The following is a 13,781-nucleotide window of genomic DNA, read 5'->3' on the forward strand; positions in this document are numbered from 1 at the left end:
TTGTGCGCGACCGCGCGGCCCGATCGTGCCTGGCGGCCGCGCACGAGGTGCACTCTTGCGGTTGGCCATGCTCTTCCTTCTGTGGATGCCCGTGGCGTGGGCCACGCAGGCGCCGCCACCACCCCGCGATCTCGCCCAGCGCGCCGGCTTCGACCAGCGCCTGGGCGCCCATGTCCCCCTCGACGCGCGCTTCCAGGACGCCGACGGCAGGTCCGTCGACCTGCGCACGCTCGCCCGGGGCAAGCCGCTGCTGCTCGCGCTGGGCTACTACCGCTGCCCCAACCTCTGCGACGTGGTGCTGAACGGCATGGCGCACACACTGTCCAGGCTCGACCTGCAGCCCGGCCGCGATTTCGCGGTGGCCTTCGTCAGCATCGATCCGGCCGAAACGCCGGCGGACGCACGCCAGGCGCAGGCGATGCTCGCGCGGATGCACGCGGACGCCCGCGTGCGGCACTGGCACTTCCTTACTGGCGACCCGGACAGCATCGCCGCGCTCTCGCATTCCATCGGCTTCCGCTACTTCTACGACGACCACCTGCACCAGTACGCCCACGCCGCCGGCCTGGTGGCGATCACACCGGATGGCACGGTCGCGCAGTACTTCTTCGGCGTGTCCTGGCCGCCGGCTTCGTTGCGGCTGGCGCTGGTCAGCGCCTCGCGCGGGCAGCTGGGCACGCTGATCGACCAGCTGGTGCTGTTGTGCTGCGGTTACGACCCGACCACCGGCCGCTACAGCCTGGCGATCGGCCGCACCATGCAGGTGCTGGGCGTGGCCTTCGCGCTGGCACTGGCCGGCTGGCTGGCCTGGCTGAAGGCGAGGGGGCGCGCATGATGCTGCCGCAGGCGTCCTCCTTCGCGCCGAACGTCGACCATCTGTTCGACGCGTTGCTGCTGTTGTGCGGCCTGGTGGTCGTCGGCGTATTCACGCTGATGATCGTGTTCTGCGTGAAGTACCGCCATGGCACCGACGCGGTGCGCACGCCGGCGCATCAGCACCTTGGCGTGGAACTGACCTGGACGCTGGTGCCCTTCTTCCTGTTCATGGGCATCTTCGGCTGGAGCGTGCATTTGTGGATCCGCATGCGCACGCCACCGAAGGACGCCCAGCCGGTCTACGTGGTCGCCAAGCAGTGGATGTGGAAGGTGCAGCATCCGGGCGGCCAGCGCGAGATCGACCAGCTGCACGTACCGGTAGGCCAGCCGATCCGCCTGGTGATGACCTCGCAGGACGTGATCCACAGCTTCTACGTGCCTGCCTTCCGCGTGAAGCAGGACGTGTTGCCGGGACGCTACACGCAGCTGTGGTTCACCGCGACCGAAGCGGGCACTTACCACCTCTTCTGTGCCGAGTTCTGCGGCACCGACCACTCGCGCATGCGGGGGCGCGTCGTCGTGATGGCGCCCTCCGACTACGCGCGCTGGCTGCATGCGCACCAGGGCACCGGCCTGGCCGCGCAAGGCGCGGACCTGTTCCGGCAGCTCGGCTGCAGCGGCTGCCACGATCCGCAGTCGGGCGTGCACGCGCCCGACCTCTACGACCTCTACGGCCGTACCGTGCCGCTGGCCGACGGTTCACAGGTGCTGGCCGACGAGCGCTACCTGCACGACGCGATCCTGCTGCCGAAGAAGCAGGTCGCCGCCGGCTACGCGCCGATCATGCCCAGCTTCGAGGGCCGCATCGGCGAGGAGGACGTGCTGGCCCTGGTGGCGTACCTGAAGACCCGCACCCACGCGGCGGAGGACACCGATGAGCACCGTTGAGCTGCTGACGCCGCGCAGTTACCTGGAGGAAGGCTTCGGTTTGCGATCGTGGCTGACGACCCACGACCACAAGCGCATCGCCGTCCTGTACGGCATCGGCATCACCTTCTTCTTCTTCCTCGGCGGCCTCGCCGCCGCGCTGATCCGCTGGGAGCTGGTCACGCCCGCCGGCGACCTGCTGAGCGCGGAAACCTACAACAAGGCGTTCACCTTCCACGGCGTGGTGATGGTCTGGTTCTTCCTGATCCCCTCGATCCCCGCCACGCTGGGCAACTTCCTGCTGCCGCTGATGATCGGCGCGCGCGACGTGGCCTTCCCGCGGCTGAACCTCTTCAGCTGGTACCTGTACATGGGCGGCGGCGTGTTCACCCTGGCCTGCCTGCTGCTGGGCGGCGTGGACACCGGCTGGACCTTCTACACGCCCTTCTCGACGATGTTCTCCAACTCGCACGTGATGATGGCGGTGGTCGGCGTGTTCATCGTGGGCTTCTCCTCGATCTTCACCGGCCTCAACTTCATCGTCACCGTGCACACGCTGCGGGCGCCGGGCATGACCTGGATGCGGCTGCCGCTGTTCGTGTGGTCGATGTACGCGGTGGCGCTGGTCATGATCCTGGCCACGCCCGTGCTGGCGATGACGCTGGCGCTGATCGGACTGGAGCGGTTGTTCGGCGTCGGCATCTTCGATCCGGCGCTGGGCGGCGATCCGGTGCTGTTCCAGCACTTCTTCTGGTTCTACTCGCACCCGGCCGTGTACATCATGATCCTGCCCGGCATGGGGCTGGTCAGCGAACTGATCACCCACGGCGCGCGCCGGCGCATCTTCGGCTACAAGTTCATGGTCTACGCGATCATCGGCATCGCGGTGGTCGGCTTCCTGGTGTGGGGGCACCACATGTTCGTGGCGGGGCAGTCGATGTACGCGAGCATCGTGTTCTCGATCCTCTCCTTCATCATCGCGGTGCCCTCGGCGATCAAGGTCTTCAACTGGACCGCCACGCTGTACAAGGGCGACATCAGCTTCGACGCGCCGATGCTCTACGCACTGGGCTTCGTCGGGCTTTTCATGCTGGGCGGGCTGACCGGCCTGTTCCTGGCGGCCACCGCGCTGGACGTGAACCTCACCGACACCTACTTCGTGGTGGCGCACTTCCACTACATCATGGTCGGCGGCGCGGTGATGGCCTACCTGGGCGGCATCCACTACTGGTGGCCCAAGATCACCGGGCGGCTGTATTCGGAGGCGTGGGCGCGTTTCGCCGCCATCCTGATGTTCTTCGGCTTCAACCTCACCTTCTTCCCGCAGTACATCCTCGGCTGGGAAGGCATGCCGCGGCGCTATCACGAGTACCTGCCGCAGTTCCAGGTCTGGAACGTGCTGTCTTCGGCCGGCGCGACGATCCTCGGCGTGGCCTACCTGCTGCCGCTGCTCTATCTCGCCTGGTCGCTGCGCCACGGCGAACGGGCCGGTTCGAATCCATGGGACGCGACCGGGCTGGAATGGCAGACCAGCTCGCCGCCGCCGCCGCACAACTTCGACGAAACCCCGCTCGTCACCGAAGGCCCCTACGCCTACCGCCGATGAACGCCCGACTCCATCCCGTACCCGAACAGTTCGACGACCCCGTGCAGCAGCGCGAGGCCGCGACCCTGGGCATGTGGGCATTCCTGGCCACCGAGATCCTGTTCTTCGGCGTGCTGTTCGCCGGCTACACGCTGTGCCGCGTGCGCTTCCCCGAGGCCTTCGCCGAAGCCAGCCGGCACACCGACATGCTGCTGGGCACGATCGAGACCGCCGTGCTGCTGACCAGCAGCTGTGCGGTGGCGCTGTCGGTGCGCGAGGTACAGCTGGGCGGCCGCCGGCTGGCCACGGCGTTGCTGGGCCTCACCGCACTGCTGGGCATCGGCTTTCTGGTGATGCACGGCTTCGAGTACGCCGCCGAGTACCAGGAGGGATTGATCCCGGGCATCCGCTACACCCAGCACGGCGTGTACGCGCACGGCATGGCGATCTTCTATTGCCTGTACTACTTCATCACCGGCTTCCACAGCATCCACGTGGCCATCGGCGTGGTGCTGATGGGCGTGATGGCCTGGCGCACCTGGCATGGCGCCTACGATGCCGACTACCACACGCCGCTGGAACTGACCGCGCTGTACTGGCATCTGGTCGACATCGTGTGGATCTTCGTCTATCCGGTGATCTACCTGGTCGGGAGGGCCGGGTGAACGCGCGTCCGCAACGTACCCACCGCAGCGGCCCGCGGCCTCCCTCGCTGGGCAGCAACCTGTGGACGCTGCTCGCCCTGCTGGTGCTGCTGGGACTGAGCGCCGGCAGTGCGCTGCTCGAGCTCGGCCCCTTCAACACCGTGGCCAACCTGGGCATCGCGGTGGCCAAGGCCTTGCTGGTGCTGACCATCTTCATGCGCCTGAAAACCGACAACGCGCTGCTGCGGATCGTCGCCGGCGTCGGGTTTGCGTGGCTGGCGGTGATGATCGCGCTGTCGCTGGCCGACGTGCTGACCCGCACCCCGCTGCTGGCGCCCTGGTAGGAGGCGTGGCATGGATTCTGCTTTTCCACGCGCAGGGGCGATTCATCGGCATGCTGGCACCATCGTGGCAGGCATCGTGACCCCCGCCTCCGCGACTGGTCCTGTCATCGTTCCGCCCATGAGCACGCCGCCCGAAACCCTGTCATTCCCGCCGCTGTCCGCGTTCGGCGGTTTTCGCGAGGCGGCGCAGGCCTGCCTGTCGATGCTGCGCGAGCGAACCGGCGTCGGCGCCTGGTATCTCACCCGCGTCCAGGGCGAGGACTGGCTGGTGCTGGCGGCGTCCGACGACTGCTTCGGCGTGCGCAGCGGCGACGCCCTCAAGTGGGCGGACTCGATCTGCTCGCGAATGGTGCGCGGCGGCCCCTGCGTGGTGCCCGACGTCAGCGCCCACGCGCCGTACGCCGCCGCGCCGATCGCCAGCCGCGGCATCGCCGCGTACCTGGGCGTGCCCGTGCATCTGGACCATGGCGCGATCGGCACCCTGTGCGGCATCGATCCGCAGCCGGTATCGGTGGACGTGGAGCGCTGGCTGCCGATCGTGCAGCTGTGCGCGCAGATGCTCGCCACGCTCTGGTGCCACGACGTCGATCTGAAGGAAACCCGCCGCCGCGCCGAGCGCGCCGAGCTGGAAGCGATGACCGACCCGATGACCGGCATCTTCAACCGCCGCGGCTGGCGCGAACTGCTCGCGCTGGAGGAGCAGCGCTGCCGCGACGAACACACCACCGCCGGCGTGGTGGTGGTCGACCTGGATCGCCTCAAGCAGACCAACGACAGCCAGGGCCATGCCGCGGGTGACGAGCTCATCCAGCGCGCCGCGACAGAAATCACCCGTGCCGTGCGCGCGGTGGACGTGGTGGCGCGTCTGGGCGGCGACGAGTTCGTGGTGCTGATCCTGGACGTGGGCCCCACCGAACTGGCACGCCAGGCTGCCCGCATCGAACAGGCGCTGCGCTCCGCCGGCGTCGCCGCCACGCTCGGCTACAGCTGGCGCGGTCCCGACCGCGACCTGGGCGAGGCCTACCGCGAGGCGGACCTGCTGATGCTCGACGCCAAGCGCGGCCGGCACCGCCTTTCGTAGGCGGGCTTCGGCCATGCGGCCACGTCCGCCGCGGTGGGATGAAACCCACCCTACGGGTGCCGCGGAAGTGTCAGTCCCCGGTCGCCATCGGCGCCTTGCCGCGACGGCTCGGCAGCATCGACGCCAGCACGCCGTCGCGGCGGATCAGCCCGTGGTACAGCCCCGCGCTCATGTGCGCCACGAAGGTGAGGAACAGCAGCCAGGCGAGGTAGCGGTGCGCTTTGCGCAGCCAGGCGAACAATGCGGCGTTCTCCGGCAGGATCGCCGGCAGCCGCAGCGCGTCGCCCAGCATCACTGGGTAGCCGCCGGCCGACAGCATCCCCCAGCCGAGCAGCGGCAGCGCCAGCATCAGCGCGTACAGCAGCCAGTGCGAGGCCAGCGCCGCGAGCCGTTGCCAGAGCGGGAGATCCGCCGGCAGCGGCGGGGGACGATGGCGCAAGCGCAACGCCAGGCGCGCGATCGCCAGCAGCAGGATCGCGATGCCCAGCGGCTTGTGGATCGCCAGCAACCAGCCGTGCTTTTGCGACACGGTGGCGACCATGCCGGCGCCGATGAACAGCATCGCCACGATCATCGTGGCCATCGTCCAGTGCAGCAGCCGCGCGAGCGGATGGAAGGTGGTCGGCGTGTTCATCGGGTGGCCTCCGCGGTATGACGCGCGCTGCCGGGCAGGTGCGCCTCCTCGGCGGTACGGCGCAGGTAGGAGTCGGCATACGCGGCCGAGCGCGCGGCCAGCAGGGGATCGGCCGAAGGCTCGATGCCGGCCGGCAGCACCGTCGGGTCGTAGTTGACGTCGCGGCATGCGCCGCTGTCCTGCGCCTGCATGCGCTCGATCACCAGCGTGCCGGCGTCCACCGCGGGGCGGTCGGCCGGCCAGACGCGCGCGGCGTCGTCGACGGGGTCATTGGGCGCGGCGAAGGTCAGTCGCAAGGTCCATCGCTGCGGTCCCCGGGCCAGGCGCTGGTCCAGGTCGCGGGCGAGGTAGTCGGGATCGCCGGCCGGTCCCGGGCGCCCATCGCCGGCCTGCGGCACCATCGCCCAGCGCACCGCGCGACGATGTCCTTGCGCATCGACCACATAGAACGCATTGATGCTGTCGTAGCGCTCGGTCACGTAGCTGGCCGACGGCTTCGCGTGTTTCGCCCAGGCGCGGAACGCGGCGGTTTCCGGGTGCGCGGCGAAGAACGCGGCGAGCCTCGCCGGATCGGGCTTGCCGGTGGCCGGATCGGGCCGGCCCGCCAGTGCCTGTTCATAGAACGCCTGCGGCGTGGACACCGGGAACACCGGCATCGCGTTCATGCCGGTGCGCCATTGCTCGCCGTCCGGCAGGTTGAAGCGCAGCGCCATGCTGCGGATCGGCACGCTGCCGTCGGGGGCGTACGGGTTCCCGCCGGGAATGGCGAAGCGGCCGACCACCGGCGTGCGGCCGCGCGCGAACACCGCCGCGGTCGAATACGCGCTCGCCGCGCCGTTGCCCTCGAACCATCCGGCCACGCACACGCCCTTGGCGTGGTTGCGGCGGTAGCCCGGGTGCAGGCCGGCGTTGTCCTGCAGGGTATCGACCAGGCGCTGCGGGGTGAGCCGGTGCGGTGCCAGCCAGCCGCCGACGTAACCGAACGCGGCCACGGTGACGGCCGCCAAGCCGCCAATCAGCGCCCAAGGCGCGGCCTGTCTGAAACGGATCTTCATGGAGGATGCTCCCGGCCCTCGGCCGTGTGGTGATGGCACGCTGGACGCACGGGCGGGCGATTTATTCCCATGCGGTGGAATAATCCACGCGCCGCCGCGTCTATCGGCCAAGCCCCACGCCGGAGTCCGGCCATGCCTGTCCACCCGCTCGACGATGCCCTGCGCGAACTGCTGCCGCGGTTGCGGCGCTTCGCGCTGTGGCTGACGCGTGACCTGTCCAGCGCCGACGACCTGGTCCAGGCCACGCTCGAGCGCGCGCTCTCGCGCTGGTCCAGCCGGCGCGAGGACGCCTCGCTGCGCAGCTGGCTGTTCGCGATCCTGTACCGGCAGTTCCTCGACGGCCGCCGTCGCGCGCAGCGCCACGCCTGGCTGCTCGGCCGCCTGCGCGCGGAGGATGAGCCGCAGGCGCCCTCGGCCGAGCGCGAGGCCATCGCGCAATCGATGCTCGAAGCGTTTGGACGGCTGAACCCGGAACAGCGCAGCCTGCTGCTGTGGGTCACCGTGGAGGGCCTGAGCTACCAGGAAGTCGCGCAGATCCTCGACGTACCCGTCGGCACCGTGATGTCGCGCCTGTCGCGCGCGCGTGCCGCGTTGCGCCGTCTCGGCGAAGGCGAATCCACCACTCCCTCCCTGCGGGTGCTCAAATGAACGAACCCAGCGAACACGACATCCAAGCGTACGTCGATGGCCGCCTCGAGGGCGAGCGCCGCGCCGCCGTGGAGCTTTACCTCGCCCGGCATCCGGAGCGCGCCGCGCAAGTGCAGGCGTGGCAGCACGACGCCCAGCAACTGCGCGCCGCGCTTGCCGGGATCGGGTCGCTGCCGGCCAACCCGGCACTGGACCCGGCCGCGATCCGCGCGCGCCGGCAGCGCCGCCGCGTGTCGCGGCTCGCGCTGGCCGCCTCGTTGCTGCTGTGCGTCGGCATCGGTGGCCTGGGCGGTTGGCAGGTGCGCGGCTGGCAGGTCGCCCGCGCGATGCCGCCGATGGGCGACGCGCTTGCGGCCTATCGCATGCTCGCGCTCGAACCCGGCGCCAGGCCGGACCTGGTGCCGCGACACCCGGGCGATCTGCAGGCCTGGCTGGACCGGCATTTCGAACGCGGCGTGCCGCTGCCGGACCTGCGCGCGGCCGGCTTCCGGCCGGTCGGCGGCCGCCTGTTCGCCACCGAACAGGGAACGGCCGCGATGGTGCTCTACCAGGACGCGGCCGGCCACGCGATCAGCTTCTACGTGCGCCCGCCCGGTCCGCGCCGCTACCTGCTTCCGCGCGGCGAGCGCGTCGACGATGGCCTGCTCGCCCAGTACGGCTCGGGCAATGGCTACAACTACGCGATGGTCAGCCGCGCCGCGGGCAGCGACGCCCGGATCGCCGCCCGCGCCTTGAAGCCACTTATCTGACGCCAGTCGTGAACAGGCGCTGGCAACCGCGCCCCATCGTCGGCCGAAGCGCACGCGTCGCGCTGGTCAGGGACGACGCAAACAGCCCCGCGGCTGGCTTCCGCCCGCCCCCGGGCCGCCACAAAACCCGGCGATAATGCGCCCGCACCTCAAGGAAAGGGGATCGTCATGTGGCAAGTGTCGGTGGCGCGCAGGTCGCGCCAGGTCGGGTTGTGTCTGGGTTTGCTGGCGCTGGCGTTGCTGGGCGGTTGCAACCGCTCCTCGCAGGACAGTCCGGCGCTGCAGGGCGCGCCCGCCGGTAGCGCCAGCGCGCATGCGCCGGCCGGCAAGGCGGCGTTCGCGCTGGCCTCGGCCGGTGCCGACCTGCGCGATACGCGCACCGCGCTGGTGCTGCGCTTCAACGCCCCGCTGGCGGCGGCGCAGCCGTTCGACCGCGAGCTGGCGGTCACCGGCGGCAACGGCGAGCCGATCAGCGGCAGCTGGAGCCTGGACGACGACGGCAAGACGCTGCGCTTCCCCTTCGTACAGCCCAACACCCACTACGCCGTGCTGCTGCACGCCGGCCTGCTCGCCGCCGACGGCCGCACGCTCGGGCGCGAGCTCAAGCGCGACATCTACTCCGGCAGCGTGCCGCCCGCGGTCGGCTTCGCCTCGCACGGCAGCGTGCTGCCCGCGCGGGGCAGCCGCGGCCTGCCGCTGGTATCGGTCAACGTGCGCGACGCCGACGTGGAGTTCTTCCGCGTGCACGACGATGCGTTGTCGGACCTCTACTGCGCCTACCCGGCGAACAAGCACCGCGACAGCTACGAGCTCGACCACGAGATCAACAGCTGGGACACCTGCGAGCACGGCGACCGCGTCAAGCGGCCGATCACCGACATGGCCGACTCGGTCTACGCCAACCACTACACGCTGGGCGGCGACGACAACGAACGCACCGTGACCTACTTGCCGGTGCAGCGCGTGCGCGAGCTGCAGCGGCCGGGCGTGTACATGGCGGTGGTCAAGCAGGGCGGCACCTTCAAGGGCAGCTACGACAGCGCGATCTTCTTCGTCAGCGACCTCGGGCTGCACCTGCGCATGTACCGCGACAACGCACTGCTGCACGTGGCCTCGCTGCGCGACGGTTCGCCGGTGGAGGGCGTGGCCATCGAGATCGATGGACCGGACGGGCAGGCGCGGCTCAAGGCGACCACCGACGGCGACGGCAACGCGCTGATCGCCTACAAGCTCGATCCATCCGACGTCTTGATCGCGCGCCACGGCGACGACGTGTCGGTGCTGCCGTTCAACCGCCCCGCGCTCGACATTTCCAACTTCGACGTGACCGGCCGCAAGCAGGCGCCGTTCGAGGTCTACGCCTGGTCCGGCCGCGACCTCTACCGGCCGGGCGAGACGCTGCGCGTGTCGGCGCTGCTGCGCGACTACGACGGCAAGCCGATGAAGGCGCAGTCGCTGTTCGTGCGCCTGAAACAGCCCGACGGCCGCACGCTCGCCGACCAGCAACTGACGCCTTCGAACCTCAACTACTACGCGCTTTCCGAGGCGATCCCGGCCGATGCGCCGACCGGTTTGTGGCAACTGGAATTCCGCCTGGACCCGGCGGCGAAGGAGGCGGTCGAGGCCTTCCCGTTCCACGTCGAGGAGTTCCTGCCCGAGCGCCTGAAGCTCAGCCTGGACAGCCCGCAGGCGCGGCTGGTGCCGGACGAGCCGCTCAAGCTCGAGGTCGCCTCCAGTTACCTCTACGGCGCGCCAGCCGACGGCAACCGCGTGACCGCCAAGTTGCTGGTGGCGCCGGAAGTGCATCCGCTGGACAACCTCAAGGACACCTTCTTCGGCGACCCCACGCTGGACCTGCCCCGAAGCGCCGACGACGTGCTCGACGCCAGGCTCGACGCGCAGGGCAAGCTCGCCCAGCCGATCGCGTTGCCGGATGACGTCAAGCCGGTCGCGCCGCTCGCCGTCACGCTCTCGGGCAGCGTCTACGAGACCGGCGGCCGGGCCGTCACCCGTCTGCTCAAGCGCGTGTACTGGCCGGCGCCGCAACTGGTCGGCGTGCGCCCGCTGTTCGATCCCAAACAAGGCGCCGAGAGCGAAGGCCAGGCGGGTTTCGAGATCCTGCGCGCCGACGTCGACGGCAAGCTGGTCGCCGGCCATCACCTGAAGGTGCGGCTGCAGCGCGACCTGCGCGACTTCTACTGGCTGTACGAGCACGGCGACGGCTGGAAATCCGACGCGCACCAGCAGCTGCAGCTGATCGAGGAGAGGGACGTCGACCTGGCCCCGGGGCAGCGCGTGCACGTCGACTTCCCGGTCGAGTGGGGCGGTTACCGGCTGGAGGTCTATGACCCGGAAACCAAGCTCACCACGGTATTCCCGTTCTTCGCCGGCTGGAGCTGGGAGGACGAGAACCTCGGCAAGGAGGCGCGCCCGGACAAGGTCAAGCTGCAGCTCGACAAGGCGCGCTACCGCGCCGGCGACACCATGAAAGTGACGGTGACGCCGCCGCATGACGGCCCGGGCCTGCTGCTGGTCGAATCGGACCACCTGCTCTACGTGCGCGACATCGATGCCAAGGCCGGCAGCACCTTCGAGATCCCGGTCACCAAGGATTGGGAGCGCCATGACGTCTACGTCTCCGCACTGGTGTTCCGCGGCGGCGAGGCGCAGGAGCACACCACGCCGGCCCGCGCACTCGGCGTCGAGCATGTCGCGATGGAGCGCAACGACCGGCGCATCCCGCTCACGCTGAGCGCGCCGGCGCTGATGCGCCCGGGCAACCCGCTCGAGGTGACCGTGCAGGCCAAGGGTCTGGCCAACACGCACGCCTACGTCACCCTGGCGGCGGTGGACCAGGGCGTCATCAACATCACCAACTACCCGGTGCCCGACGCGTGGGCCTGGATGTTCGCCAAGCGCGCCTTGAGCGTGGATGCCTACGACCTCTACAGCCGCATCATCGAGGCGATGGACGGCGCCGAGGCCAGGCTGCGCTACGGCGGCGACATGAGCGGCCCGGCGCTGCCGCACGCGGCACGCCTCAATCCCGAGGTGCAGATCGTCGACCTGTTCGCCGCACCGGTCGCCTTCGATGCCCAGGGCAAGGCGACGCTGCGCGTGCAGGTGCCCGACTTCAACGGCAGCCTGCGCCTGGCCGCCCTGGCCTGGAGCGCCGACCGCTTCGGCAACGCCGAGGGCGCGGTCACCGTGCGTGCGCCGCTGGTGGTCGAGCCGAGCACGCCGAGGGTGATGGCCGCCGGCGACAAGGCGCGCATCAGCCTGGATCTGAAGAACCTCTCCGGGCATGACGGCACGGCGAAGGTGGTGGTCAAGGGCACCGGCCCGATCACCATCGCCAACGCCAGCCGCGAGGTGGCCCTCAAGGACGGCGCCGGCACCACGCTCACCATGCCGGTGACGGCGAGCGCCGGCGCGGCTGTGGCCAAGCTCGACATCCACGCCACGCTCGGCGACTTCACGGTCGACCGCCACTTCGAGTTCGCCGTGCGTCCGGCCTGGCCCGAGCAACAGACGACCGTGCCGCTGGCGATCGAGGCCGGCAAGCCCGCGCACCTGGATGCCGGCGCCGCCGGCGGACTACTCCCGCCGACCGTGCGCGCGCAACTCACCCTGAGCACGCTGCCGCCGCTGCCTTACGGCTCGGCGCTGCGCGACCTGCTGCGCTATCCCTACGGCTGCATCGAACAGACCACCAGCAAGGGCTACGCCGCGCTGGTACTCGACCCGGCGACCGCCACGGCACTGGGGCTGTCCATCAGCGAGGCGACCCGCCGCTCCGCCGTCGACAGCGCCCTGGCGCGCATCGCCTCGTTCCAGGCGAGCAACGGCCACTTCAGCTTCTGGGGTGGTACCAGCCCGATCGAAACCTTCATGACGCCTTACGTGGTCGACTTCATGCTCGACGCGCGCGAGGAAGGCTTCGCCGTGCCGCAGGACGTGCTGCAGAAATCGCTGCAGCGCCTCAGCGACGACCTGCTCGGCGGCGGTCACGCCTACTACAGCTACGAGCACCACGACCACCTGCGCATCGCCGACGAGGCCTACTCCGGCTTCGTGCTGGCCCGCGTCAACCGCGCGCCGCTGGGCACGCTGCGCGCGATCTTCGACCACGACCGCGACAAGCTGGTCGGGCCGCTGCCGCTGGTGCACTTGGGGTTGGCGCTCAAGCTGATGGGCGATACCGAGCGCGCGCAGAAGGCGGTCGACGAAGCCTTCGCCTGGGACAAGGAGCGTCCCTGGTACGTCGGCGACTACGGCTCGGACCTGCGCGACCTGGCGCTGATGGTCGCGCTCACCCATCGCTACGGGATGAGTAAACCCCCCTACGACGCCAAGCTGATCGACTGGGCACGCAACGCCACCGCGCGTGACCACGCCAACAAGCAGGAGGTGCCGTATTACCACTGGTCGTGGTCCTACCTCTCCACCCAGGAGCAGGTGGCGATCGCCCGCGTGGCGCGGGCCTTCGACGCCGGCAGCGGCGCGCCGCTGGCGGTCACCCTCGCGATCGGCGGCAAGAGCGAGGCCGCGCCCGCCGACAAGCGCCTCTGGACGCGCGAACTCACGCTGGCCGAGTTGAAGGAAGGCATCAGCGTGCAGCCGGCCGGCACGGCCACCGTGTTCGCCACGCTGGACGTCGCCGGCATCCCGCAGCAGCCGCCCGCCGCCGACGACCGCCAGGTCGACGTGCGCCGCGGCTACTTCACCACCGACGGCCAGCCGTGGACCGGCGACACGCTGAAGGAAGGCGACACGCTCATCGTCGAACTCACCCTGGAAGCGCGCACCGACATGCCCGACGCACTGGTCACCGACCTGCTGCCCGGCGGCCTGGAAGTGGAGAACCTCAACCTGGGCGGCGCGCAGCAGTGGGAGGGCGTCGTCGTCGATGGCATAGACATGCAGCAGCACACCGGCGCCGCCGACCTGGTGCACGAGGAGTACCGCGACGACCGCTACGCCGCCGCCCTCCACCTGCGCCGCGGCGACGCCGCCCACGTGTTCTACCTGGTCCGCGCGGTCACGCCCGGCACATACACCGTCCCGCCGCCGCTGGCGGAGGACATGTATCGGCCGGCCCTGCGGGGCATCGGCAAGTCGGTGCCGGCGAAGATCACGGTGGTCGAGCCCTAGCCATCAGCGCACGATGTACGCATCGCAGCGGCTCCGCCCCCTCTCTCCCGCTCCGACGGGTGGAGAGGGGTGGGGCGAGGGCGAGGCCTTTCGGCCTCGCGTCCTCCCGCAGAGACCAGACATGGCGTCACCATCCGCTGCAAC

The 13,781-nt window shown here is 70.0% G+C and carries 11 protein-coding genes; 9 read left to right on the forward strand and 2 right to left on the reverse strand.

Annotation, left to right across the window (positions count from 1 at the left end; genetic code table 11):
• Nucleotides 1-67 precede the first annotated feature (67 nt).
• The 6 genes from ACFWZ1_RS00915 (at nucleotide 68) to ACFWZ1_RS00940 (ending at nucleotide 5,397) form a co-directional block, all read left to right on the forward strand.
• Nucleotides 68-835, forward strand: coding sequence for an SCO family protein (locus ACFWZ1_RS00915; RefSeq protein ID WP_439665106.1), 768 nt, complete (start codon nucleotides 68-70; stop codon nucleotides 833-835).
• Nucleotides 832-1,764, forward strand: coding sequence for a cytochrome c oxidase subunit II (gene coxB, locus ACFWZ1_RS00920; protein ID WP_439665107.1), 933 nt, complete (start codon nucleotides 832-834; stop codon nucleotides 1,762-1,764). The genes ACFWZ1_RS00915 and coxB overlap by 4 nt, the downstream gene beginning before the upstream one ends.
• Complete coding sequence (gene ctaD, locus ACFWZ1_RS00925) at nucleotides 1,751-3,349, forward strand: cytochrome c oxidase subunit I (RefSeq protein WP_439665108.1); 1,599 nt, start codon at nucleotides 1,751-1,753, stop codon at nucleotides 3,347-3,349. Before coxB ends, ctaD begins: the two co-directional genes overlap by 14 nt.
• Nucleotides 3,346-3,993 (forward strand): cytochrome c oxidase subunit 3 family protein, encoded by a 648-nt coding sequence (locus ACFWZ1_RS00930; protein ID WP_439665109.1) that lies wholly within the window; start codon nucleotides 3,346-3,348, stop codon nucleotides 3,991-3,993. Before ctaD ends, ACFWZ1_RS00930 begins: the two co-directional genes overlap by 4 nt.
• Complete coding sequence (locus ACFWZ1_RS00935) at nucleotides 3,990-4,316, forward strand: cytochrome C oxidase subunit IV family protein (RefSeq protein WP_439665110.1); 327 nt, start codon at nucleotides 3,990-3,992, stop codon at nucleotides 4,314-4,316. Before ACFWZ1_RS00930 ends, ACFWZ1_RS00935 begins: the two co-directional genes overlap by 4 nt.
• Before the next feature lie 118 nt (nucleotides 4,317-4,434).
• Nucleotides 4,435-5,397: a sensor domain-containing diguanylate cyclase gene (locus tag ACFWZ1_RS00940; protein WP_439665111.1), complete on the forward strand. Its 963-nt coding sequence runs from the start codon at nucleotides 4,435-4,437 to the stop codon at nucleotides 5,395-5,397.
• A 70-nt stretch (nucleotides 5,398-5,467) separates the two neighbouring features.
• Here the strand turns inward: ACFWZ1_RS00940 and ACFWZ1_RS00945 are convergent, their stop codons facing one another.
• Entirely contained in the window at nucleotides 5,468-6,031 is a 564-nt protein-coding gene (locus ACFWZ1_RS00945) for a cytochrome b (RefSeq protein ID WP_439665112.1), read from the reverse strand.
• Nucleotides 6,028-7,086: a catalase family peroxidase gene (locus ACFWZ1_RS00950; RefSeq protein ID WP_439665113.1), complete on the reverse strand. Its 1,059-nt coding sequence runs from the start codon at nucleotides 7,084-7,086 to the stop codon at nucleotides 6,028-6,030. Before ACFWZ1_RS00950 ends, ACFWZ1_RS00945 begins: the two co-directional genes overlap by 4 nt.
• 132 nt (nucleotides 7,087-7,218) lie before the next feature.
• On the opposite strand from ACFWZ1_RS00950, the gene ACFWZ1_RS00955 reads away from it, so the two are divergent.
• The 3 genes from ACFWZ1_RS00955 to ACFWZ1_RS00965 all read left to right on the forward strand — a co-directional run bounded on the left by ACFWZ1_RS00955 (nucleotide 7,219) and on the right by ACFWZ1_RS00965 (nucleotide 13,637).
• Nucleotides 7,219-7,734, forward strand: coding sequence for an RNA polymerase sigma factor (locus tag ACFWZ1_RS00955; protein WP_231322794.1), 516 nt, complete (start codon nucleotides 7,219-7,221; stop codon nucleotides 7,732-7,734).
• Entirely contained in the window at nucleotides 7,731-8,483 is a 753-nt protein-coding gene (locus ACFWZ1_RS00960; RefSeq protein WP_439665114.1) for an anti-sigma factor family protein, read from the forward strand. The genes ACFWZ1_RS00955 and ACFWZ1_RS00960 overlap by 4 nt, the downstream gene beginning before the upstream one ends.
• A gap of 168 nt (nucleotides 8,484-8,651) precedes the next feature.
• Nucleotides 8,652-13,637 carry an MG2 domain-containing protein gene (locus tag ACFWZ1_RS00965; protein ID WP_439665115.1) on the forward strand — a complete coding sequence of 1,662 codons (4,986 nt, stop codon included), beginning with the start codon at nucleotides 8,652-8,654 and terminating at the stop codon, nucleotides 13,635-13,637.
• The last annotated feature ends 144 nt before the right edge of the window (nucleotides 13,638-13,781 follow it).

The sequence above is a fragment of the Frateuria sp. GZRe14 genome (assembly GCF_051900395.1).
GTDB lineage: Bacteria > Pseudomonadota > Gammaproteobacteria > Xanthomonadales > Rhodanobacteraceae > Frateuria_A > Frateuria_A edaphi.